Origin of the sequence: Streptomyces sp. T12 (assembly GCF_028736035.1) — a bacterium.
GTDB lineage: Bacteria > Actinomycetota > Actinomycetes > Streptomycetales > Streptomycetaceae > Streptomyces.
The window spans coordinates 6959795-6983915 of record NZ_CP117866.1; the positions used below are offsets into that span (position 1 = coordinate 6959795).

The 24121-nt window shown below is 72.7% G+C and carries 16 protein-coding genes; 8 read left to right on the top strand and 8 right to left on the bottom strand.

What is annotated here, in order from left to right; translation table 11 throughout:
- Positions 1–5: 5 nt before the first annotated feature.
- The 7 genes from PBV52_RS31550 to PBV52_RS31580 all read right to left on the bottom strand — a co-directional run bounded on the left by PBV52_RS31550 (position 6) and on the right by PBV52_RS31580 (position 12396).
- Positions 6–2042: a hypothetical protein gene (locus PBV52_RS31550; RefSeq protein ID WP_274242935.1), complete on the bottom strand. Its 2037-nt coding sequence runs from the start codon at positions 2040–2042 to the stop codon at positions 6–8.
- Positions 2039–3241: a VWA domain-containing protein gene (locus tag PBV52_RS31555; protein WP_274242937.1), complete on the bottom strand. Its 1203-nt coding sequence runs from the start codon at positions 3239–3241 to the stop codon at positions 2039–2041. Before PBV52_RS31555 ends, PBV52_RS31550 begins: the two co-directional genes overlap by 4 nt.
- On the bottom strand, positions 3238–5649 hold the full coding sequence (locus tag PBV52_RS31560; protein WP_274242938.1) for a DUF5682 family protein: 2412 nt from the start codon (positions 5647–5649) through the stop codon (positions 3238–3240). The genes PBV52_RS31555 and PBV52_RS31560 overlap by 4 nt, the downstream gene beginning before the upstream one ends.
- Positions 5649–6755, bottom strand: coding sequence for an AAA family ATPase (locus tag PBV52_RS31565; protein WP_373922035.1), 1107 nt, complete (start codon positions 6753–6755; stop codon positions 5649–5651). The genes PBV52_RS31560 and PBV52_RS31565 overlap by 1 nt, the downstream gene beginning before the upstream one ends.
- Positions 6756–6772: 17 nt before the next feature.
- Positions 6773–10357 carry a DUF4132 domain-containing protein gene (locus PBV52_RS31570; protein ID WP_274242939.1) on the bottom strand — a complete coding sequence of 1195 codons (3585 nt, stop codon included), beginning with the start codon at positions 10355–10357 and terminating at the stop codon, positions 6773–6775.
- 106 nt (positions 10358–10463) lie between these two features.
- The gene (locus PBV52_RS31575; protein WP_274242940.1) at positions 10464–11429 is read right to left on the bottom strand and encodes a hypothetical protein; all 966 of its coding nucleotides are present in this window, start codon (positions 11427–11429) and stop codon (positions 10464–10466) included.
- 49 nt (positions 11430–11478) lie between these two features.
- Positions 11479–12396 (bottom strand): LysR family transcriptional regulator, encoded by a 918-nt coding sequence (locus PBV52_RS31580; protein WP_274242941.1) that lies wholly within the window; start codon positions 12394–12396, stop codon positions 11479–11481.
- 100 nt (positions 12397–12496) lie between these two features.
- On the opposite strand from PBV52_RS31580, the gene PBV52_RS31585 reads away from it, so the two are divergent.
- The 8 genes from PBV52_RS31585 to PBV52_RS31620 all read left to right on the top strand — a co-directional run bounded on the left by PBV52_RS31585 (position 12497) and on the right by PBV52_RS31620 (position 22344).
- Positions 12497–13327, top strand: coding sequence for an oxidoreductase (locus PBV52_RS31585; RefSeq protein ID WP_274242943.1), 831 nt, complete (start codon positions 12497–12499; stop codon positions 13325–13327).
- A gap of 250 nt (positions 13328–13577) precedes the next feature.
- Entirely contained in the window at positions 13578–15155 is a 1578-nt protein-coding gene (locus PBV52_RS31590; RefSeq protein ID WP_274242946.1) for a S8 family peptidase, read from the top strand.
- Positions 15156–15673: 518 nt separating this feature from the next.
- Entirely contained in the window at positions 15674–16900 is a 1227-nt protein-coding gene (locus PBV52_RS31595) for a DUF4190 domain-containing protein (RefSeq protein WP_274242948.1), read from the top strand.
- Between the two features lie 147 nt (positions 16901–17047).
- Positions 17048–17800, top strand: a complete 753-nt coding sequence (locus tag PBV52_RS31600) for a GntR family transcriptional regulator (RefSeq protein WP_274242950.1) — start codon at positions 17048–17050, stop codon at positions 17798–17800.
- 390 nt (positions 17801–18190) lie between these two features.
- Positions 18191–18382 carry an SPOR domain-containing protein gene (locus tag PBV52_RS31605; protein ID WP_274242953.1) on the top strand — a complete coding sequence of 64 codons (192 nt, stop codon included), beginning with the start codon at positions 18191–18193 and terminating at the stop codon, positions 18380–18382.
- Between the two features lie 29 nt (positions 18383–18411).
- Positions 18412–18819: a (deoxy)nucleoside triphosphate pyrophosphohydrolase gene (locus PBV52_RS31610; protein WP_274242954.1), complete on the top strand. Its 408-nt coding sequence runs from the start codon at positions 18412–18414 to the stop codon at positions 18817–18819.
- Positions 18820–18967: 148 nt separating this feature from the next.
- Positions 18968–19414, top strand: coding sequence for an ATP-binding protein (locus PBV52_RS31615; RefSeq protein WP_274242955.1), 447 nt, complete (start codon positions 18968–18970; stop codon positions 19412–19414).
- Positions 19415–19680: 266 nt separating this feature from the next.
- The gene (locus tag PBV52_RS31620) at positions 19681–22344 is read left to right on the top strand and encodes a SpoIIE family protein phosphatase (protein ID WP_274242956.1); all 2664 of its coding nucleotides are present in this window, start codon (positions 19681–19683) and stop codon (positions 22342–22344) included.
- Between the two features lie 23 nt (positions 22345–22367).
- On the opposite strand, the gene PBV52_RS31625 is transcribed toward PBV52_RS31620, so the two are convergent.
- Positions 22368–24053, bottom strand: coding sequence for a hypothetical protein (locus tag PBV52_RS31625; RefSeq protein ID WP_274242957.1), 1686 nt, complete (start codon positions 24051–24053; stop codon positions 22368–22370).
- Positions 24054–24121: the final 68 nt, after the last annotated feature.

Here is a 24121-nt window from a genome sequence, read left to right on the forward strand (position 1 = left end):
CGGCTCTAGGGTTCTTCGGCGCCCTCCTGGTGCAGTTCCAGGCTCACCGCCAGGTGGATCTGGGCGTCCACCCACGCCGGGACGGCTGCCGTGGCGCCGTCGCGGTCGAGGGTCGTGTGCAGGGTGCGTACGAGGCGCGCGGCGGTGTGCAGACCGGTGCGCTGGAGTGCTGTCGCGCTGTCGGCCAGGCGGGTGCGGGCCGGATTGGGGAGTCGGCGCAGGCCGTGGTGGGCCGCTTCGGACAGGGCGGTGAGCGCGTAGGCCAAGGCCGCCGTGATCGGGTCGGTCGGGCGGGACGGGGCCAGGGTGAGCGTGGTGTCGCCGTCGCCCGGAGCGAGGTCGGGGACCGTCACGCCGGTGGAGGTCAGTACGGCCAGGGGGTCCAGGACGATCCGGCCGTGGGCGCGGTTCAGCATGCCGCTGACGCAGTGGACCTCGTCGTCGCCGAGCGCGGCGGCGAGCGCGTCCAGGCCGCCCGGGCACAGCGGGTTGTAGTCGGCGCGGACGAGGACGTCGTTGCCCGCCGGGTCGCGTACGAGCGCTTCCAGCCGCTGCGCGGCGGGGTCGTAGCCGATCGACTCCACCGTCGCCACCTCCACCACCCGGACCGACTCCGCCGCCACGCGCGGGCGGATCAGCCGGGGCGGCCGTTCGCCCGCCGCCCGCAGGTGGGCGGCGGTGTCCGTGAGCAGCAGACCGGCGGGCAGTTCCCGCCAGGCGGAGCCGAGCGGGGTGACGCTGGTGGCGGCGATACGGCCCCGGGAGATGGCGACGGTCCGGTCGGCTGCCCGTGAGGTGTGCTCGCTCACCACGTTCGCCGTGGCGAGGGTGGTGAGCGGGGAGCCGAGCAGGCGGCGGGCTGACAGCTCGTGCCCGGTGGGGGACTGGTCCTGCGTCAGGTCCCAGCGCTTGCGCAGCACCAGGGCGATCCCGGCTTCGGCGTGGGCGAAGTACGTCTCGGCCGTACGGTCCCTCGCGGTGCCGCCGATCCGGCAGCCGAGCGCCACCAGCCGCACCCGGCGCAACGGCGTCTGCGGCGCCTCCTTGGTGCCCAGCACGGCGACCGGGTCGTGGCCGGCGGCGCGCTGCCGGGCGTGGAGTTCGGCCAGGAGCAGGGCGAAGCGCTCCGTCTCGTAGTGGGTGCCGCGGCTGGCGTACGCGTCGATCTGCTCCTGCAGCTCGGCCACCGTCCCGGCGGGCCAGTGCAGACAGGCGGCGGTCAGCGACTCCTGGGCCCGGGCGAGGGACCCGGCGAAGACCGGGCCCGCCTGCTGTACGCCGTCCAGGAGGAGGTCGTCGGCGAGGGCCAGGGCGGTGCGCAGGGGGCCCTCGGCGCCTTCCGCGGCGCCGGTCGAGGCGGCGGTCGAGGTGGCGGCACGGCCGCCGACGCTCACCTCCGTGGCCCGGGTGGCGTCCGCGGCCCGGAACGCCCACACCGCCAGGGCCACGACCTCGCCCCGCAGCGCGGCGGACGCGTCGGTGAGGGCGTAGCCCAGCTCGCGCGGGACCGGGAAACGGACGGTGCAGGTGGGCAGTTCGACGCGGGGCTCCGGCGCGTCGGGGGTGGGGCGGTGCAGGCGGGCGAGGTAGCCGCGCTCCTTGACGCGCCGCGCCGCGGTCAGGGTCGCCCGGCCCAGCGCGGCGGCCAGGACGTCGTCGTCGAACTCGGCCGGCGACCAGTCGACGAACTCGGCCGCGGCGGCGGGCAGGTCGTCCTCCGGGGCGGACCGCGCCGTGCGCTGGTACGCCAGCACCAGGCCGATGCGGTGGCGGCACACCCCCGTGGCCCCGCAGCCGCAGTCCGCCGCGTCCAGGCCCAGGCCCGGTGGGAGGGCCGTGTCCGTGCCGTCCGGGAAGCGGCCGCGTACGGTGCCGTCGTCGGCGACGGTCACCTCCGGGCCGGAGCCCGCCGCCAGGTCCTTCTCGGCTCGCTTGACCAGGCCGCGGTTGGCGAGGGAAGCGAGCGTCTGGGGCGTCAGGGCCAGCAGATCGGCGCGGACGGCCCGAGGGGAAGGGACGGCCCGAGCGGAATGGACGGTCACTGTCCCTGTCCTCCCTGTCCTCCCCGGCCGACCTTCTCGGCCACGAACTCGGCCAGCCGGCCCGGCGTCATCGCACCCACCGGGGAGCCGGCCTGGGCCAGCCGCCCGGCCAGTTCACGGTCGTAGACGGGATCGGCGGCCTCGTCGAGGGCGGCCAGGCAGAGCACCGTCGTCCCCTGCTCGACCAGCCCGCGCACGGTGCGGACCAGGCGGTACGGGTCGCCGCCCTCGTAGAAGTCGGAGACGAGGGCGACGATCGTACGCCGCGGGTTCTCGACCAGCGAGGCGCCGTAGTCGACGGCCCGGGCGATGTCGGTGCCGCCGCCGAGCTGAACCCCCATCAGCAGCTCCACCGGATCGGTCACCTCGGAGGTCAGGTCCACGACCTGCGTGTCGAAGGCGACCAGGTGGGTCTTCAGACCCGGCAGGCTCCACAGGCAGGCGGCGGTCACGGCGGAGTGGATCACCGAGCCGGCCATGGAACCCGACTGGTCGACCAGCAGCACGAGTTGCCACTGCTCCAGGTGGCGGCGGGTACGCGAGTGGAAGTGCGGGCGCTGGATGAGGACGCGGCGTTCCCCGGGCTCGTAGTGGGCGAGGTTGGCCCGGATGGTGGTCCGGAAGTCGAAGTCGCGGGCCAGGGGCAGACGGCTCGGGCGGCGCGAGCGGGAGCCGGTGAAGGCCCGGCGGACCTCTGGGCGCAGGCGCTCCATCAGCTGCCGTACGACGGTCTCGACGATCCGCCGTGCCGCCGCGAGGACTTGAGGGTTCATCAGGTGCTTGCTGCGCAGGACGGCGCGCAGCAGGGTCTGGCTGGGTTCGACGCGAGCGAGGACGTCCGGGTCGGTGACGATCTCATGGATCCCGTACTGCTCGACGGCGTCCCGCTCCAGCCGTTCCACCGTCTCCTTCGGGAACAGCCGGTGGATGTCGTCGAGCCAGTCGACCGCGGTGATTGGGGACGGGCCGCTGCCGCCTTCGCGGGTGTCGGCCGACCCGCCTCGGCGCACACCGCGGCGGCGCAGGTCCTCGTCACGGCCGTAGAGCCAGTCGAGCGCGGCGTCGCGGGCGGCGGCGGAACCGTGCAGCGGGCCGGTGCAGCGCTCGGCGGGGGAGCCGAGGATCAGGCGCCAGCGTTCCAGCGCGGGGTCCTGGTCCGGCGGGGTCGTGGCGGGCTCTTCGGGCGTCCCGGCGCTCATCGCACCGCCCCCAGGCCGTGCCGGTCGAGCAGTCGGGCCACGTTCTCCTCCAGGGCTCTGGCGCGGGCCAGCAGCAACGGGTCGGCGGTCGTGCGCAGCAGCGAGCGCGCCGAACCGTGCTTGCCGCGCCGCTGCAGCAGGTGCTCCGCGATGCGCTCGCGTTCGCGGGGCGGGAAGAAGGCGAAGGCCTGGCGCAGTGCGGGCAGGCCGGTGAGGAAGTCGTCCTCCGCCATCGTGGAGACGATGCCGTCCAGTACGTCGATCAGGGGTTTCCCCTCGGCCGTGGCGCCGGCGGTGACCTCCTCGCGGGCCAGCGCGAACAGGCCGGCGAGCCAGTCCCCGAGGGCGCCCGCGGCGGTGTCGGCGAGTGTCTGTACGGCCGTCGCCGGGTCGTCGGCAAGGCCCAGGGCCCAGCGCAGGCCGAGGGCGGCGCCGCGCAGGTCGGCGGGGGCACGCCGGTCGCGGCCGATGCGGGCGGCGGCCTCGGCGGCGGCTTCCCGGGTGACCGACAGCAACTCCGGGGCGTGCAGCAGCGCGTCCCGTGCCGCCGCCAGTGCGCGCAACCGCGCGAAGTCCACGCCGGGGCCGCCGTGCAGCCCCTCCGCCAGCCAGAAGACCCGGTCGGCGGCGCCCGCGACGACGCTGCCCAGCAGCCGTCCGCGCGCCACGCCGAAGACCCGGTCGTGGCGCCACAGACCCAGCGCCGCCGCCAACACCTCGCCGAGCGGTCCGAGTTCCGGGACCTGTCCCACCTGGGCCGCGAGCGCCTCCAGCAGTTCGTCGCAGAGCGGGCCCACACCGCACAGCACCGCGTCGAAGAGCAGCCCGGCGAGCGGCCCGGCCTCCGTGCCCGCCGCCCGCGCCCGCTCCCCGAGCACCACCGAGGCCGCCTCGTCCAACCGCGCCCCGTACGCGCCCGCCTCGATGAGCGCCGCCTCGCGCCCGCTCGCTGGGCCGGGCTCCCAGCGTTCGGTGAACACCGGGTCGGCGCCGTCGGCCGGGCCCGAGACCCGGGTGAAGCCGGGGATGCCCAGCACCCGCAGGCGGTGCAGGACCCGACTGCGGGCCAGGCCGGCTTCGGCGGTGAGGTCGAAGGTGACCGGTTCGTCCGCGTCGGCCAGGCCCAGGCGGGCGAGTTGTCCGGCCACGTCGTGCACCAGCGGGGGCAGCGGGGTGTCGGGGTGCAGTCGGCCCTCGGTGTCACCGGCGCAGGCGGCCACCATCTCCACCACCACCGGATGGCTCCCCGCGCCGAGCGTGCCCCGGCCGCTCCACGGCAGCGGCTGCTCCAGATCGTCGCTGATCAGCGCACCGGCGAGGCCGTCCAGGACATCCACCCTGCTCTCGTACGGGTGCCCGCGCATCAGGGCGAGCCCCTGGGCCAGCGAACGCGCGGCGATCAGGTCGGCCGTGGACACCGGGATCCTGCGGGTGCGCAGCCGCTCGGCGACGGAGCGCAGCAGGCCCTGCGCGGCGGCTTGCGGGCCGCCTTCCCACAGCTGCTGGTAGTAGCCCGGCGAGGGCATGCCGGACTGGTAACCGGCGAAGGCGTCCAACTGCCGGAAGGAATACGGCACCAGGAAGCTGCCGCCGAGCGCGCCGTCGGGCGGGGTGGGCACCTCCGGCCAGGCGGAGGGACGGTCGGATTCGCCCTCGCCCCGGCCGCTGCTTCGGTACGACAGCGCACGCAGCGCCGGTTGGTGGAAGCCACCGGTCACCACCAGCACGGGGCGCTGCCCGGCGCGGGCCACCGCGGCGCGGACCCAGGACGCCATGTACTCCTCACGCGCCCGGTCCCCGGCATCCGCCTCCGCGTCCCCGCGCACCAGGTCGAAGTAGGCGTCGAGGCGTGCCCGCAGGTCGTCGGGGCCGTCGTCCGGTGCGGTGACCTCGAACAACCCGTCCCACAAAGCGTCCACCGAGTCCACGGCGAAGTGCGCGCACAGCCGTCGCGTCGCCTGCGCGTACCTCGCCTCGGCGTCGGCGTAGCGGTTGGTGTGCCGGTCGGCGCGCTCCGCGAAGGCCGGGTGCCAGGACGGCAGATCGATGAAGCGGACCTCGGCGCCCGAGGCGTGGCCCTCACGCAGGGCGATCCACTCCGGGGAGTAGTCGCACAGCGGGGCCCACGAGGTCGCGACGCGCGTCTCGTCCCGGTAATGGCTGAACACGGCGACCGGCAACCGGTGCCCGAGCAACAACTCGTCCAGCCGGTCGTTCATGTCCGCCGGGCCCTCCACGAGGACGTACGCCGGCCGCAGGGCCTCGATCGCACGCCCGACCAGGCGGGCGCACGCGGGCGAGTGGTGCCGTACGCCGAGGAAGACGGCGGAGTCGGGAGCGGAGGAGTCGGAAGCGGCTGAGTCGGGAGCGGGCGGCGGCACGTCACCGGCCCTCGATGTGCCCGGCATCAGTCCGCCAGCACATGCCGCGCGTCGTGCAGGGCCTGCCACTGCGCGCCCTTGCGGCGAGGCACCTCCTGCTCCAGGAACCTCCGCAGCCGGGCCAGGTCCTCGGGGCTGTCCTTCGCGGCCGTGCCCGCCAGGCTCGCCACCACGTCGGACGCGCTGCCCGGCTCGCCGCGCAGGAACCAGCCGCGCACCCCCACCGCGTGCGCGACGGACACGGCCTCGGCGGTGCTCATCACCGTCGACATCCGCTCGCCCCGCTCCGCCGTGCCGCGCAGTTCGCGGAAGGTGCCGACCAGGACCTCCAGCACGTCCCGGCGCGGCGCCGCCGCCACTCCCGACTGCCGCAGCAGCGCCGTGGCCTCGGCTTCGACCAGCGCCAGTTCGGTGTCGAAGTCGGGGATGGGGAAGACGGTCTCGAAGTTGAAGCGGCGCTTGAGCGCGGCGCTCATCTCGTTGACGCCCCGGTCGCGGGTGTTGGCGGTGGCGATGACGTTGAAGCCCTGGCGGGCGAAGACCATGCCCTGCGGGCCGTCCAGTTCGGGGAGGGCGATGACCCGGTCGGACAGCAGCGACAGCAGGCAGTCCTGCACCTCCAGCGGGCAGCGGGTGATCTCCTCGAAGCGCACGATCCGTCCCTCGGCCATGCCGCGCAGCATGGGCGCGGGGACGAGGGAGCGGGGGGAGGGGCCTTCGGAGACCAGCAGGGCGTAGTTCCAGGAGTACTTGATCTGGTCCTCGGTGGTGGCGGCTCCGCCCTGCACGGTGAGCGCGGAGGTGCCGCTGACGGCCGCCGCGATCAGCTCCGACAGCAGCGACTTCGCGGTGCCCGGCTCTCCTACGAGCATCAGGCCGCGGTTGGTGGCCAGGGTGACCAGGGCCCGCTCCACCAGGGAGACGTTGCCGACGAACTTGCGGCTGACGCCGGCCTGTTCGTCACCCACGATGAAGCGGCGGGCGGCGCGCAGGCTGAGCTGCCAGCCCGGCGGGCGGGGATCGCCGTCGGCGGCACGCAGGGCGGCGAGCTCGTCGGCGTAGCGGACCTCGGCGGGCGGGCGCTGGAGCTGCTCCTCGGCGCTCTCGGGGGTCACGGGGGTCACGGGGGTCACGGGGGACAGGGGTGCGCTCACTTCGCGGTCACCTCGGTGAGGTCGGCGAGGAGCTCCGAGGCGATGACCGGCTCGAGGCCGTTGAAGCGCAGCGGGTAGTCGCGCCTCGGGTAGTGGTCGCCGGGGCTGTGGTCGAGCCAGACGGCCCGGAAGGTCTGGTCGCCGAGCCCGTCGACCCAGCCGACGGGGATACCCGGGTCGAGGTCGATCACCAGATACCGGCCGTCGTCGACCCGCCGCGAGAACCAGCGCTCCACACCCGCGTCCTGCGGTTCGCCCCGCTCCCAGCCGCGCTTGGTGAGGCCGAGCAGCTTGCCGACCGGGGTGGTGGCGCCCTCGAACCGGGCCAGCCGGTTGCTCGCCGCCTCCTCCTCGGTCAGCGCGTGCACGGCCCGGCCCAGCTGCGGGAAGGGCTGCAGGATCTCGTAGTCGGCGAACAGCTCCGACCAGGCACCCAACTCCTCACCCAGGTGCAGCGGATGCGCCACACGCACGCTCGCCTCCTGCGGCAACGTCAGCTCGTCGTCGCCCACGTCGGCGAACGTACGGTCCTCCGCCACCCGGAACGCCGTCACCTCGCCGTCCGCCTCGCAGAGCCAGACCAGGCGCCGCACCAGGTGCCACAGCAACGGATGCGCCACGAACAGCCCCTGGAACTCGGCGGCCGTCCAGGAGCGTCCGCCGACCATCGCCGCCTCCAGCCGCCGTACCTGGTCGGAGGCGACGGTACGGACGTCCTTCTTCAGCGCCGCGAACCGCTTGCGCTCGGCCGGCGCGAGCTCCGGGTCGTCCTTGGCGGCCGGGGCGGGCAGGGCCTTGCGGGGCTTGCCGTCGGCGTCGCGGACATACGGGCGCAGCTGCTCGTCGAAGCCGACGGTGAACCGCCGGGTGCCGTAGTCGATGACCGTGCTGCCGTCGGCGTCGAGGCCGAAGTCGGGGACGAGCCGGTCGCCGAGCTGCTCGCTCGTGAGGCCCAGCCCCTCGGCGACCTCGGCGATCTTCTCCTGGGCACGGACCTTGAGAGCCTTGAACGGCACTCGCTGGGCGATGCCGTGCAGGTGCAGCAGCGCCACGTCGGTGCCGATCGTCGCGAGGACGTTCAGCCCCTCCACGGCACGGTGGTGGGCGCCCTCACCGGGCCACGCGCGCAGCACGGGAGTCAGGCGCCGTACGGTCTCGTCGTCCCCGAGCCGGCCCAGGGCGTGCAGCGCCCAGCTCTCCTTCGCGGGCATGCCGGCCAGCCGCCACTGCTCGAACAGGCCCCAGGCGAAGGTGGCGAGGGAGTCGGCGGTGCAGGTCTCGGTCAGCACGTCGAGGCCGGGGTAGACCTCACCGGGCTTGGACAGCGCCAGCAGGGTGAGCGCGTGCCGTACCGCGTCGGCGGGCAGCGCGCCGCCCTCCTTCAGCAGGATCTGCGGCAGCAGCGCGGGGTCGGCCCAGGCGCCGATCGCCGGCATGCGCGCCGGAAGGGCGCTCTCCAGCGGATCGGCGGACAGCAACTCCTCGACGATGCCCACGGCTTCCTGCCCGCACCCGGAAGCCGCCTCCAGCACCGACGCCCGACCACCATGGGCGTCCGCCAGCAGCCGCAGCGCCTGCTCGGCACCGCGCCGCACCGTGCCCGCCCTGCCCACCGCGTGCGGCACGAGCACGGGTACGGCGGCTAGACCGTGCCGCGCCAGCCACGCACGGGCCGTGGCGTCGGCCGACTTCAGCCGGGCCAGCCAGTCGCACACCAGCCCGGCGACCTCGACGTCCAGATACGGCAGGATCAGCGTCCCCAGAGTGGCCGGGTGGCGGGCGGCGGCGTGCAGCATCAGGGGACGGGCGTGCACCCCGTGCCTCGCGGCCACCGGCCTCAGAGCGGTTTCGCCGTCCCAGTAGTCCTCGGGCGTGAAGACGGCCAGCAGCGGACGGACGACCTTCTCCGGACCGACGACGAACAGCCGTGCCTCCCGGACATCCTTCAACTGCCCGCCCTGCCGCAAGGTCTTGATCTCCTTGGCGTAGTCGTAAGCACCCCGCCACTTGCTGTACCAGGAGGTGGTCCCGGCCCAGTCCTCCCGCTCGCCCGGCAGCCAGACGACCTGCGGCTCCGGGGCCACCGGCGCCTCGGCCGCCACGCGCGCCCTGCGGGCCGTACGCTTCCTCGCCCACGGCGGGCTGACCAGCAGCGCGGGCAGCGCCTCGACCGGGGCCTCGGCCACGCGGTCACGGCTGGTCAGCAGCGGTTCGACGAGGCCGGCGACATCGGCGGGCAGGTCGGGCAGCACAGCGGCCGTCAGCTTCTGGTGCGCCTGGACGTGCGCGGCCAGCAACTGCTCCGCCATCGACGCGTACTTGGCGGAACCGACCGCCGCCTTCCCCAGCAGGCGCAGGGCACGGACGGGGTAACGCCGCATCGCCTCCAGCAGATTGGGGCGGACGTGCTTGTCCTCGACGCGGGCGAGGAGGATCCCGAAGGCGTCGTCCGTCGGCAGCTCCACGAGGGCGCCCGCGAAGGCCTTCACCCGGTCGGAGCCGTACGCCACGTCGATACCCCGCTCCAGGACGGGGGCGAAGTCCTTGCCGGTGCCCTCGGCGAGCGTGGCCACGAGCGGCGTCGTCCAGTCGTTCCAGCCGACGTCGAACTTGCCGCCGAAGCGGTCCAGTTGGGAAGGGGAATTCAGCGAGCACAGCAGCATCGCGCGCAGCGTCGGGTCGACGGCGCCCGCGTCCGCACAGGCCTCGTCGACCCAGTCCCGCTCGCCGGGCACCAGGTACGACACGGCGATGCGACGACGCGCCCCGCCCCGGCAGTCCGCGAGCGCGGCGACGGCCTGCCGGTAGGGGCCTTCGTCGGCCACGGCCAGCAGAGCACGCATCCGGTCGGCGAACTTGGGCCGGGCCCAGTGGCCGCCGTCGGCGGTGGTGCCGGGACGGAAGCCGATCCAGGGATCCTCCCGCTGCCCGCCGTACTGCATCCAGTGGGCCTCGATGTCGAAGTACTCCACCACCGCCCGCGCGGCGAAGGCCAGGCCGTGGGAACGGACCCAGGCGTCCACGAAGACCCCGTCGGGCAGCTGGTAGTGCATCGTCACCGCGGCCAGGGCGGCCGCCCCGAGCGGACTGGGACTCCCGCTCAGCTGCGCACGGGTCGCCTCGACGATCTGCGCGTCGCTGTTCGGCGCGGAGAGCATCTGCTCGACCCAGTCCGCCTCCTCCTTCAGCCGCCCCGCCACGAACTCCTCGGCGTCCTGGCGCGGCCCCCCGATGTTCCGCGCGAACCCGCCCCGCCTCGGGTACACCAACCGCCGCCAGGCGACCGGCACTTCGAAGGTCTCCTCGTCGGGAAAGACGACCTCGCCGGGAAGGGCGGCTTCGTCGGGAAGGGCGGCTTCATCCGCTGAGGTCCGCGCCGCGACCTCCCGATAGCCCTTGCGCTCCTTCTCCGCGATCACCTTCGCCAGATACCGCACAGCCGCCTCGGCCGAATCCAGCTCCTTGACCTGCGTACGGCCGTCCGCGCCGACTCGCCCGTAGCGCACGGTGACAGCGGCGCCCTCGGCCTCCGCCTCCCAGAACTTCGCCGAACCGTCCCCGACAAACTCCCAGCGCCGCACGGCCCCTCCCCTTCGCCGACCCCCCGGTCGGTGATCGTTCGATCAAGTGGCCGTCACAGTAGTGGGGGCCACTGACAACGCCGGGGCGGCTGGGGAGGACGCGGGGTCATCCCACGCAGGGCGAGGACGTCGGGGGTCTCGGGGCGCACTCCGCGATCCCGATGACGGAGAATTCGAAGACCTGCTTCTGTTCGGCAGCGATGCCGTGCACGGCGAAGCCCTTGCCGTTGTTCGTGATGTCCTGGGTGTGCGTTCCCTGCGAGTCGACGTAGGTGACTTCGAATGCCTTCCAGGTGCAGTCGTTCGTGCCGGACGTGACCTGGATCCGCAGGCCTCCGGGTGATGCGCCGTTTCCGAGGTCGATCTTCTTGTGCTGGAAGAACGGTTCGCCGTAGTGCTCGGTGTCGTCGGTGATGAGCGGGGTGTCAGGGCGTGACGTGTCGAAGAGCATCCCGTTGTAGTGGGCCCCGCCCTCGTCCAGCTTGTAGATGACGGTCGTGGCCCTGGCAGGGGCACAGCGCAGCCCCTTCATCCGCATGTCGTTGATGACGAGGGAGGCCTTCCTGTCACTGATGATGTCCACCAGCCACGCCTCGGAGTATCCCCAGGTCTCGACCCCCATGTTCCGGTTCCAGACGTCGTGGAGGAAGACGCCTCGTCCGTGGTGGGCCGCAGTCACAGGGCGAAGGTCCTTCGGCGGTCCGACGAGCCGCTGCTTCTCCCGGGCGGAGAACGGCTCGTCGAAGAGCGTTGCCTCGGTGTTGTCGGTGTCGGTCCGGACACTCGCCGAGAACGCCGGGCCTTGCCGGTCGACCGTGTCCTCCGCCTCGCCGGCGACCTTCGCGTCGTGCTCCGACGTCAGCCATTCGGCGCCCTTCGCCACCAGGAACAGCACGAGCGAGCTCACGATCACCCAGCACAGCCTGATGAGAACCTTCCGGTTCCGTCTGCGCGGGTCCACGTCCGCGGTCTCGGGGGCGACAGTGGTGATCACGTCGTCCATCAACGGTGCGCCCGAGCGCCCGGACGCGGTGGACGGCGAGAGGGAAGGCGACGTTTCGCTGTCTGCCATGACAGTGGCCTCGCTGCGGCAAGTGACGTGTACGGAGGGGAAGTTGATGTTATGTCATGGGTCCCGCCCGCCTCGGCACCTGTCGGCACGCCTCCGCATACGCCCGCACCAGCGGCCGCCCCGCGTCCTCCTTGCGCCAGGCCAGCGCGTAACGGCTCGGCGAGAGCCCGCGCACCGGACGCGTCACCACCCCGCCAAGGGTGATCAGCGGAGCGTTCCCCGCAGCCACGAGGCAGACACCCAGCCCCGCCACCAGCGCCTCGTACGTCTCCTCCGTGCTCGCCACCTCCGCCCCGACACGTGGCGGCCGGCCTCCCCGCTCCTCCAGGGCCAGCCAGTAGTCACGCAACGGCCCCGCACTCGTCGGCAGGGCGAGGAACGGCTCGTCGGCGAGGTCCGTGAAGTCGATCTCCGCACGGGCCGCGAGCGGGTGGGACTCCGGGAGAGCGACCAGGCGGGACTCCTGAGCGACCACCGTCCAGGCATACCGCTCGGCGTCGGGCAGGGGCAGCCAGACGAAGGCCACGTCCGCGTCGCCGCCGGCCAACCCCGCCGTCGGGTCCTCCCAGCTCACCTGGCGCAGGCGCAGGACCGTGTCCGGGTGCGCGGCGGTGAAGCGGGAGCGGATCGCCGGGAGCAGGCCGCCGCGCCCCGGGCTGGTACTCATGCCGACCACCAGGGTGCCGCGCGCCGCCGCCCGGGCGGCCTCCAGCGCCGCCGCCCCCTCCGCCCAGGCGTCCAGCACCCGCCGCGCATGCGGCAGCAGTGCCGTACCGGCCTCGGTGAGGGACACACCCTGCGGACCGCGGCGGAACAGCTCCACGCCCAGCTGCCGCTCCAGCGCCCGTACTTGTTTGCTGAGCGCGGGCTGGGAGACGTACAGCCGCTCGGCCGCGCGGGTGAAGTGCAGTTCTTCCGCCACCGTCGTGAAGTAGCGCAGGTCCCGCACATGCACGTCCATCGTCATAACCTTCGGTTATCACCGAAGGTCTTGGACGGGCAACCGGTCCCGGTCGGAGGCTTGTCCGCATAAGCCGACGCGGCTACCGCAATCATGAGGAGCTGTCATGAACAAGGTGTGGTTGATCACCGGCGCGAGCAGCGGTTTCGGGCGGGCCATCGCGGAAGTGGTCCTCGCCGACGGTGACGTGGTGGTGGGTGCGGTACGGCGGCCCGAAGGGCTGGACGATCTCGTGGCCGCCCACCCCGATCAGGTGGAGGCGCTGCGGCTGGACGTCGGCGACACGGGGGCCGCCGAGGCCGCCGTACGGGATGTGATCGCGCGGCACGGCCGGATCGACGTGCTGGTCAACAACGCGGGCCGCACCCATGTGGGCGCGTTCGAGGAGACGACCGAGCAGGAGTTGCGCGAACTGTTCGATGTGCATGTCTTCGGGCCGGCCGCCCTCACCCGTGCCGTGCTGCCGCACATGCGCGAGCGGCGTTCCGGCGCGATCGTGCAGATGAGCAGCATGGGCGGGCAGATGTCCTTCGCGGGCTTCTCGGCGTACAGCGGAACGAAGTTCGCCCTGGAGGGCCTGTCCGAGGGGCTCGCGGACGAGGTCGCCGAGTTCGGCATCAAGGTGCTGATCGTCGAGCCGGGTTCGTTCCGTACCTCGCTGTTCGAGACCGGCCGGGCCGGGGCCAGCGCGGACAGCGGCCTCTACCCCAAGGTGAGCGACACCCGCGGCTTCGTCTCCGGCGGCGACGGCAGCCAGCCCGGCGACCCGGCGAAGGCGGCGGCCCTCATCCTGGCCGCGCTGGAGGCCGACCGCACGCCGTTGCGCCTGCCTCTCGGCGACGACGGCGTCACTGCGGTCCTCGGCCACCTCGACCAGGTCCGCGAAGACATCGCAGCGTGGGAGAAGTCGACCCGGGCAACGGGATTCGACGACTGAGGGCGCTTCATCGGGCAGGGCCTGAAAAGAAGGCGAGGACCGAACAGGGCCGGTGAACCGACGGCCGCCTGACCCAAGGCGGTCGTCGGCTGTCGTGTGGGCGGAGTTCGCCGTGCAGGGCCCTTGTGCAATTCCTGTGGAGGCCTCAATCTTTCGGCTGACACACAGGAACGGCACAGGAAGTTGACATGCTCCTGCCCGCTTCGTGTCGCCCCCACAAGCGCACCACCAATCGAGGAGGACCCCTCAGATGGCAGTGATGCGTAACTCCCGAAGAGACACCCGGCGAAGACTGGCCGCCCTCAGCGTCGCGGCCACCGCGGTCCTCACCGCGGGACTCGTCTCCGCTCTCCCCGCCGCGGCCGCTCCCGAGGGCCGTATCCAGTACGCGGGCGCGGCCGACGCCGTGGCCGACAGCTACATCGTGAACCTCAAGGCGGACCACGCCCGTTCGGGCTCCAAGGCCGGACGCGCCCTGGTCGAGAAGTACGGCGCCGACATCGAGCGGACGTACAAGAAGGCCCTCAACGGCTACGCGATCGAGGCATCCGAGGCCGAGGCCAAGGCGCTCGCCGCCGACCCGGCCGTCGCCTCCGTCGTCCAGAACCGCACCTTCAGCATCGACGCGACCCAGACCAACCCGCCCTCCTGGGGCCTGGACCGCATCGACCAGAAGAACCTGCCGCTGAACAGCTCCTACACCTACCCGGACTCGGCGGGGCAGGGCGTGACCGCGTACGTCATCGACACCGGCGTCCGCATCACCCACAGCGACTTCGGCGGCCGTGCCTCCTACGGCTACGACGCCGTCGACAACGACAACACGGCCCAGGACGGCCACGGCCACGGCACGCACGTCGCGGGCACGGTCGCCGGGTCGTCGTACGGCGTCGCCAAGAAGGCCAAGGTCGTCGGCGTCCGGGTGCTGAACAACTCCGGCGAGGGCACCACCGACCAGGTCGTCGCCGGTATCGACTGGGTCGCCCAGAACGCGGTGAAACCGGCCGTCGCCAACATGTCCCTCGGCGGCGGCGCCGACTCCGCCCTCGACACGGCCGTACGCAACGCCATCGCCTCCGGTGTCACCTTCGCCGTCGCGGCCGGCAACGAGTCGACCAACGCCTCCACCAGGTCGCCCGCCCGCGTCACCGAGGCCATCACGGTCGGCGCGACCACGAGCGGCGACGCGCGCGCGAGCTACTCCAACTACGGGTCCGTCCTGGACCTGTTCGCGCCGGGCTCGTCCATCACCTCGGCCTGGAACTCCGGCGACTCGGCGACCAACACCATCTCCGGTACGTCGATGGCGACCCCGCACGTCGCGGGCGCGGCCGCGCTCTACCTCGCCGCCAACCCCTCGTCCACCCCGGCCCAGGTCGCCTCGGCCCTGACGTCCGCCGCCACGACCGGCGTCGTCACCAGCCCCGGCACGGGCTCGCCCAACCGGCTCCTCTACGTCGGCGGCGGCACGACCACCCCGCCCGGCCCGCGCTTCGAGAACACCGGTGACTACGCGATCGCCGACAACTCCACGGTCGAGTCCCCGGTGACGGTCTCCGGCGTCTCCGGCAACGCGCCCTCGGCCCTGGCCGTCGAGGTGCACATCGTCCACACGTACATCGGCGACCTCCAGGTCCAGCTGATCGCCCCCGACGGCACGGCGTACACGCTGAAGTCGTACGGCACCGGCGGCAGTTCGGACAACATCGACACCACGTACTCCGTGAACGCCTCCTCGGAGGCCGCCAACGGCACCTGGAAACTGCGGGTGAGCGACAACGCGAACATCGACACCGGCCGGATCGACGCCTGGGCGCTCCAGTTCTAGCGCCGGTTCAGTAGTCCCCCTCGTCCTCGCGGAACGGTTCCGGGCCAGTGACCCGGCCGACCGCGGGGACGAGCCATGTGTGAGCGGCCGACGACGAGTTGAGGCCCCGGGCCCGCACGGGGATGGCGCGTGCCCCCGCGGCGCGGCAGCCGCGTACGGCGGGAAGGGGACGTGCCGGGGGGTGTCCGCCCGCAGCGGCGGGCGTCAACGCAGGGCACCCCACTGACGTACGGCAACCGCCCGACCGAGGACGGACACCCCCGGCGCGGCCCCGACCCACCCACTGACCCGCACGCGCTACGCGAACCCCACCCCACCCGCACAGGCGCCGCAGGCATCGACGCGCGCCCCCACCGACCCCGCAGCTCCAGCCCACCGGGCGGTCAGCTCGTCGACCGCCCGGATCGTCGTATGCGAAACCCCATTACGTCCCGCCTCGCCCCCCGCTTACCATTCGCCCAGTCGTACGCCAGTTCTCACCGCCCGGCACCGCCGCCTGAACCAGGAGCACGGTACCCGTGTCCATACCTCCGCCCTCCGAACCCCAGCAGCCACCGGGGCCCCCGGAGCAGCTCCAAGGGCCGTACGCGCAGGGCCAGTACCCACCGCCGACGCCGTACCCCTACGGCGCACCCGGTGCTCCGGGACCGTACGCCTACCCGTACCACCCCTACGGCCCTCACGGCCCCTACGGCCGCCCCGCGCCCGTCAACGGCGTCGCCATCGGCGCCCTCGTCCTCGGCATCCTCTGCTTCGTGCCGGCCGTGGGGCTGGTGCTGGGGCTGATCGCGCTGGCGCAGATCAAGAAGAAGGGCGAGCGCGGCAAGGGCATGGCGATCGCCGGCTCCGTGCTGTCCTCCGTCGGCCTCGCGCTGTGGGCGCTGGCGCTGTCCACGGGCTCCGCCTCCGACTTCTGGGACGGCTTCAGGGACGCCGCGAACGGCCAGGGCACCGCCTACGCGCTCGCCAAGGGCGACTGCTTCGACACGCCGACCGGCAACCTGGAGGGCGACGCCTACGACGTCGACGAGGTGCCCTGTGCCCGCGAGCACGACGGCGAGGTGTTCGCCGTCGTCACGCTGCCGGGCGGCTCCTTCCCGGGCGACGACGAGGTCGAGCGGACCGCGGACGACAAGTGCTACGCGCTTCAGGACGGTTACGCCATGGACACCTGGGCCGTACCGGACGACGTGGACGTCTACTACCTCGTCCCGTCCCGGCAGAGCTGGCGCATCGGTGACCGCGAGATCACCTGCCTGTTCGGCAGCACGGCGGAGAACGGCACGCTGACCGGCTCGCTGCGCGGCGACTCCACGACCCTCGACGTGGACCAGATCGCCTTCCTCTCCGCGACCAACGCCATCGACACCGCGCTGTACGAGGAGCCCGAGGAATACCCCGAGGACGACCTGGCGGCGAACCAGGCCTGGGCGAAGGACGTCCGCGCGGCGCTCGGCGAACAGATCGAGGCGTTGCGCGGGCACACCTGGCCGGCCGGTGCCAAGGGGCCGGTCGCCGCCCTGATCGAGGAGATGGAGGACGCCCGCAAGGACTGGGCGCGAGCGGCCGCGGCCACCGACGCGGACACGTACTACACGCACTACGACAACGGGTACGAGTACGTCGACGGCCCCACGACCGTCACCGCGCGCAAGGCTCTGGGTCTGGACACCACCGCGCCGACTTACGAGGACGACTCCGAGAGCGAGGAGGAGAGCGGGAGCGCCGCCGGCCTCCAGGTGTGAGCGCGGCTATAGCGGGGAGAAAGTGCCTGCGTAAAGCCCTCCGCAGGCACAAGTCATCACATCGAGTGATTCTCTGGCCTTTGCTTGCGTGAGACAACCCACGGTTGCCACGCTGTTGCTGTCTGTACAACCTGATGGGAGCGGCCAGTGACTTTCGGTGAGCAGCCGGCGTACCTGCGCGTCGCGGGTGATCTCCGCAAGAAGATCGTCAACGGTTCGCTGCCACCGCACACCCGCCTCCCGTCCCAGGCCAGGATCCGCGAGGAGTACGGCGTCTCGGACACCGTCGCGCTGGAGGCGCGCAAGGTGCTGATGGCCGAGGGGCTGGTCGAGGGCCGCTCCGGCTCCGGGACGTACGTCCGTGAGCGCCCCGTGCCCCGCCGGATCTCCCGCTCCGGCTTCCGCCCGCCGAGCGGTGCCACCCCCTTCCGCCAGGAGCAGGCCGACGGCGAGGCGCGCGGCACCTGGGAGTCCCACAGTGAGCAGGCCGAGGCGAGCGGCGCCGTCGCCGAGCGGCTCGGCATCGGGCCCGGCGAACGCGTCATGTGCACGAGGTACGTCTTCCGGGACGCGGGCGAGACGATGATGCTCTCCACGTCCTGGGAGCCCCTCGCCGTCACCGGCCGCACGCCCGTGATGCTGCCCGAGGAGGGCCCGCTCGGCGGCATGGGTGTCGTCGAGCGCATGGCGGCCATCGACGTCGTCGTGGACAACGTCACGGAGGAGGTGGGCGCACGCCCCGGCCTGGCGGAGGAACTGCTGGCGCTGGGCGGTGTCCCCGGCCATGTGGTGCTGGTCATCCAGCGCACGTACTACGCGTCCGGCCGCCCCGTGGAGACGGCGGACGTGGTGATCCCGGCGGACCGCTACCGGGTCGCGTACCACCTCCCGGTGAAGTAGCGCACTCGTTCGTGAAGTAGCGCACACCTTTACGGCAGTTGCCGTCGGCTCAGTCCCAACTCCCGCCTCCCTCAACGCCGTTGGAATCTGGCCGTTCTCGCAGGTCGTGACGGGCGTGTTCGATATGCCCGTGACCGGATGCATCGACGTCTGCGCACGGCGCATTCGATGCCGTGCGCCCCCTGTGACTTGGCTGGTTGCGTACCTCTTTGTGAAAAGCCGTATTCGCTGCGTAAAGGTTAGGCGTAGGCTCGGGCATATGCGGATTGCGGTTTCCTTAGCGGGCGGGGCACGGCACAGGCCGCGAGCGAAGCGAGATGGGGGTCCCCCCGGCCGAAGGCTGGGGGAGGGACTCGGGCGGTCGTGGGCGGGAAGGGGCAGTGGGGCGCGATGAACGACAGCACGATCACTCTTCCTTGGCTCGTCGTTCGACAGGACGACAACGGCAATCGCTATCGCGTGGGCCGGTACGCGACCCGGGCGGAGGCCCAGAAGATCGCGGACAGCCTCGATGACCGTGGGCACAAGCAGCTGTACTGGGTCGAGCAGATCGCGCAGAACGGGGACAGCGCCGACCGCTGAGGTATCGCTGCTCCCGTAGGCTCCGGCGCATGACGGAACGGATCGTGGTCGGGGCCGCGCTGTTGGAGGGGGACCGCCTGCTCGCGGCGCGGCGCAGCGCGCCCGAGGAACTGGCCGGGCGCTGGGAGCTGCCCGGCGGCAAGGTCGAACCCGGCGAGACACCCGAGGCGGCGCTCGTGCGGGAGCTGCGGGAGGAACTCGGCGTGGACGCCGAGGTGGTCGAGCGCGTGCCGGGGCAGTGGCCCCTGAAGTCGCCGTACGTCCTGCAGGTGTGGGTGGCCCGCCTCCTCCCCGGCGGCGGCGAACCCAAGCCCCTCCAGGATCACGACGCGCTGCGCTGGCTGGCGCCCGGGGAACTCTGGGACGTGGACTGGCTGGACCAGGACGTGCCGGCGGTCCGGGAGGTGGCGGGCCGGCTGGGGGCGGCGGGTGCCTGAGACCGGCGGCGGGGGGTACCTGAGTCCGGAGACCGGGGGCTGTCCGAGTCCGGATGCGGGGCTGTCTGAGCCAGGCGGGGGTAGTTGAGCCACCGGATCCCTCGTGCGGTACTGCCTACCGAATATCGGGTATGTGCCAATTAACCCCATGAAATCGGACATGGGGAATCCGCTGGCCCGGGAAGTGATCGGCGTGATCGACTCCGAAGACGGCTGCGCCGAGTGGACCTTCCCCGCAGAGGCGGGTGCCGTGCGTGCCGCTCGTACAGCCGTTCGCGGCCGGTTGCGCGCCTGGGGCCTGGACAGCCTCACCGACATCACGGCGCTGCTCGTCAGTGAGCTGGTCACCAACTCCCTGCGGCACGCGACGGGGCCCATCGGCGTACGCCTGGTACGCCCCGTCGATCTCGACGGCGTCCTCCTGGTCGAGGTCTCCGACCCTCTCCCCGATCCACCCCTCGAACGCGTCGCCGAACCAGAGGACGAGAGCGGCCGCGGACTCCAACTCGTGGCGCACTCCTCGCGCCGTTGGGGAACCAGGCCGGGGCGCAACACGGGCAAGACGGTGTGGTTCGAGCTCGCGGTGCCGGAGTGACCGAGTGACCACCTGACGGCGGCGTACGTATGCCCTCGCCCTGTCGAACGAATGGTTCAGGCCAGTGGCAGTTGGCGCGCTGCGTGATTCGACTGCGTGTCCGCTGGTTAGAAGACTGGAAGTGTTTCCACGGCCGGGACCGAAAACCATCGGGAACGTGCTGTGATCGTGAACACCGTGTTGTGCGGGGCCGTAGTGCTGGATACTGCGGGCAGCCGCTGCCGGTGACCGGTGCCGGACGCGGTGAGCTGGAGGGGACGGTTCGCGTGAGCGAGATACCAGCGAAGGCCACGGAGTCCGAGGACCCGTCGGACGGCGCGAGGGTGAAGGCCGTGGGGCAGCGGGTTTACGGCACACAGGCCTCGCAGGACCCACAGGCATCCCGCGACACACAGGCCTCCGACGAGTTCCGCCCCGGCGACGCCGTCTGGCAGAGCAGTCCGCCCGGCTCGATCTACGACTACATCAAGGTCGCGTCCTTCTCCATCGGCCCCGACGGCCTGGTCGACCAGTGGAGCCTGCGCGCCGAGCAGCTCTTCGGCATCCCGGCCGAGCGTGCCGTCGGCATGGACCCCATAGAGGCGTTCATCGACCCGGACCTGCGCGAGCAGGGCCAGCGCAAGATGGCCGAGATCCTCGACGGGCGGGAGTGGACCGGCGTGGTCCCCTTCCGGATGCCGGACCACGCCGACGAAGGGGGCGGCAAGGACGGTCTCGCCGAGGTGTACGTCATGCCGACGCGGACCGAGGACGGCGAGAAGGCCGCCGTGTGCATCGTCGTCGACGTCCGCACCCTGCGCCGGATGGAGACCGACCTCGCCGCCTCGCAGGCGATATTCGGTCAATCTCCGTTCGGTTTCGTGCTGATCGACCCCGAACTGAAGGTCCGCCGCGTCAACCACCGCTTCGCCTCTCTCTTCGGCGGCACACCCGACGACCACCGCGGCCGCGACGTCCACGCCTATCTGCCCCGCGCCGAGGCCGACCGGGTCGTGGCCACCCTGCGCCGCGTCCTGGAGAGCGGCGACTCCATCACGGACATGCACGTCACCGGCTTTCTGCCGGGCTCCGACGAGCGCCGTCACTGGTCCATCAACCTCTACCGGGTGCGCAGCGGCAGCGGCCGCCCCATCGGCATCGCCTGGCTCGGAACCGACATCACCGCCCGTCGCGCGGCCGCCCGCGAGGCCGCCGCCGCCCGGCGCAATCTCGCCCTTCTCAACGAGGCCGGTGCCCGCATCGGCAACTCCCTCGACCTGGAGACCACGGCCCGCGAACTGCTCGACGTCGTCGTCCCCGGCTTCTGCGACCTGGCCACGGTCGACCTCTACCAGGGCCTGCTGGCCGGCGACGAGACCCCGCCCGGCCTCGCCGACGGCAGCGCGGAACTGCGCCGCGTCGCCTTCGCCAGTGCCGTCTCCGACGCGCCCTTCGTCGGCGGCGGCGTCGCCGTCGCGGTCGGCGCCGTGCACCACTACCCCTTCAACTCGCCCTGCGCGGACGCCCTGCGCACCGCCCGGCCGCAGTACGTGCCCGGCGAGGAGGGCGGCCTCGTGCAGTCCACGCTCGCCGTGCCGATGGTCGCCCACGACACGGTCGTAGGACTGGCGCAGTTCGCCCGTACGAAGGGCAGCGAGCCGTTCGGCGACCGGGACCGCGATCTGGCGGTCGAGCTCGCCGCACGTGCCGCGGTCTGCATCGACAACGCCCGCCTGTACCGGCGCGAGCACGAGCGCGCGCTGATACTGCAACGGTCCCTGCTCCCGCCGGGCGATCCGGTCGCGTCCGGCCTGGACATCGCGTGCCGCTATCTGCCGGGCAACTCCTCCGCGGACCGCCCGAGCGAGGTGGGCGGCGACTGGTTCGACGTCATCGAACTCCCCGGCCACCGCACGGCGTTGGTCGTCGGGGACGTCATGGGCCGAGGGCTGCGCGCGGCCGTGGCGATGGGCGAACTCCGTTCGGCCGTCCGAACGCTGGCGCTGCTGGACCTCGAACCGGCCGAGGTCCTCTCGGCGTTGGACGAGATCGCGCGCGGCCTGGGCGCCCCCGGCGGTGTCCAGCAGGCCACCCGCGCGGCCCGCCGCCCCCGCGAGGCGGACCTGTCCGAGGTGTACCTCGCGACCTGCGTCTACGCGGTCTACGACTCCGTCACGCGCCGCTGCACCTTCGCGAACGCCGGTCATCTGCCACCGGTCCTCGTCGAACCCGGCGAGGCGGCGCTGATGCTGGATGTGCCGCCGGGCATGCCGCTGGGTGTGGGCGGGGAGCCGTTCGAGGAGGTGGAGGTGGAGCTGCCGGAGGGTGCGCTGCTGGCGCTCTACACGGATGGACTGGTGGAGTCCCGCGACCATCCCCTGGACGAGGGCCTGCAAGCCTTCGTCGGCGCGCTCACCGACCCCTCCAGTCCCCTGGAGGATGTCTGCGACCACGTCCTCAACACCCTCGACAGCCACCACGGCGAGGACGACATCGCCCTGCTGATGGCCCGCGTCCAGGGCCTGCCCGCCGAGTCGGTCGGCGACTGGACGCTGCCGCGCGAGCCGCGCAGCGTGGGCCGCGCCCGCGAGTACGCCCGCGGCCAACTCCTTTCATGGGACCTGGAACCCCTGGTCGACACCACGGAGCTCCTGGTCAGCGAACTGGTCACCAACGCCCTGCGCTACGGCGAGGGCGAGATCAGGCTGCGGCTGCTGTTGGACCGCACGCTGGTCTGCGAGGTCTGGGACTCCGGCCTGGTCCAACCCCGCCGCCGCCGCGCCCGCGACACGGACGAGGGCGGCCGCGGCCTGCAACTGGTCGGCCTCCTCAGCGCGGCCTGGGGCTCCCGCCGCACCCCGCGAGGCAAGACGGTGTGGTTCGAACTCCCCTTGCCGGACGGGGAGAACGGGTTGGCGGATCCGGCGGAGGCGTTGCTGAGCCTGTTCTGAGTGGGCTCACGTTCTGAGTGGGCTCACGCGCCGGGCGTGTCGCCGCGTCGGCCCCGTGTCTGGGGGCCGCCGAAGCTCGCCGGCGGGCCGCCGTCCGGCTCGCCCGCCAGCAGGATGCCGCCGAGGACGGCTCCGGTGAGGCCGCTCGCCTCCGCGGCCGGGCCGTCGATCGGGTGGCCGTATACGCGTATGTCCTGTTCGGCCCGCTCGCGGGCCTGCTGGGCAAGGGTGTCGGCCGTGAGGAGGTCGGCCAGGTCCTGACGCGGTCTGCGGGCGCCCGGCGCGGAGGCCGGCCGAGCGAGCAGTCGCCGCGCCTCCGCCAGCCGGGTGCGCGCCTCGCTGCCCACCGCGGCCCGATGCGTCGCGACGACATCGTCCGCGGCGCCGACCGCACTGCGCGCGCAGACCAGGGCCGCCGCCGCGATCACCCCGGCCCGCCCCGCGGCGACGGGCTGGACGCCCCGCACGATCCGCCGAAGCAGGTCGAGGGGGTCGTAGGGCCGGGAGGTCAGCTCTTCCCGTGCGACGGCCAGGACGAGGTCGGCGTGTGAGGCGCGGGCACGCAGCTCGCCGGGAGGGACGTCCGCGAAGGCGTCTCCCAGCCCCTGTGCCCCCTTCAGCAGCCCCTCTGCCGCCTTCAGCGACTCCCGAGCCCCGGCGATCTCCGCCTCCCCGCCGGTCAGCGCGGCCGGAACCATCGCCGCGGCCGTCGCGAGCTCCCCGGCGAGCCGTTCGATGCCGTCGATGAAGACGGCGGCCTGGGCGACGGCCCCCTCGGCGGCACGCAACTGCCCCGCGGCCCGCTCGCCGTCGCCCAAGTCGGCCCGCTGGCGGGCCTGGTTGAGACGCGCGGTGGCGAACACCAGCCGGTCCTTGGCCTGCTCGGCATGGCCCGCGACGGCGGCGCCGGCGGACGGGGCGTACCGCTCGCCGAGCTCGCCGAGGGCCGCGCCGGCACCCCCGGCCCGCCCGGCCAGCTCCCGAAACCGGGCCTCCGCGACGACCAGGGCATGACCCAGCCCCCCGCCCAAGCCCTCCTCCAACCCCCGCACCTGGTCGAACCCGGCGGCCTGCGCATCCAGCAACCGCCCCGCCTCCGCACACCGCCCGACGATCCCCGCGAGCGCATGCCGCCGAGCCGCGCCCTCCTGCGGAACCCCGCCCTCGTACTGCCACCGCATCCGAAACGCGACCGCCAGTTCGCCTTCCGCGTCCCGCAGCGCCTGCGCGAAGGGCTCGACGTCGACCACCGTGCCGCCCGCCTTGCCCCGCTCCTCGACGAACCCGAGCTCCTCCCGGCTGACCCGCACCGAGTCATCGGCCGCGACCAGCAAAGCCCGTGCCCGCTCGTCGAGTTCGGCGACGGCCGGCTCCGCGGCCTGCACCGGCGCCCCACCGGGAGTGGTACGCCTCCGCGCCCGCCGTCGCCGCCGGAAGAACCCGTACCCCGCGACCACCGTCACCGCGACCACGGCCAGCAGCGGCAGCACGAGATCGGCGGCGGACGTCTCCCCGACCTCTCCCTGAGCCACCGCACCGGCCACCGGCCGCTCCGCGCCACCCGTGACAGAGCCCTCACCGCTGATCGGCATCCCGGGCAACACCAGCCACGCCACCCCGACCAGCCCACCCACCAGGGCAAGCACCACCCGCACGGGTATCTGCGAGGTACCGCGCCGAGGCCGGCCCCGGATCAAGGATGACGTCACATTCCGGAGCGTATGAGCAGGAATGCGACCGCGCGACCGGGGTGCGTCAGGGGTGCGTCATCGGTACG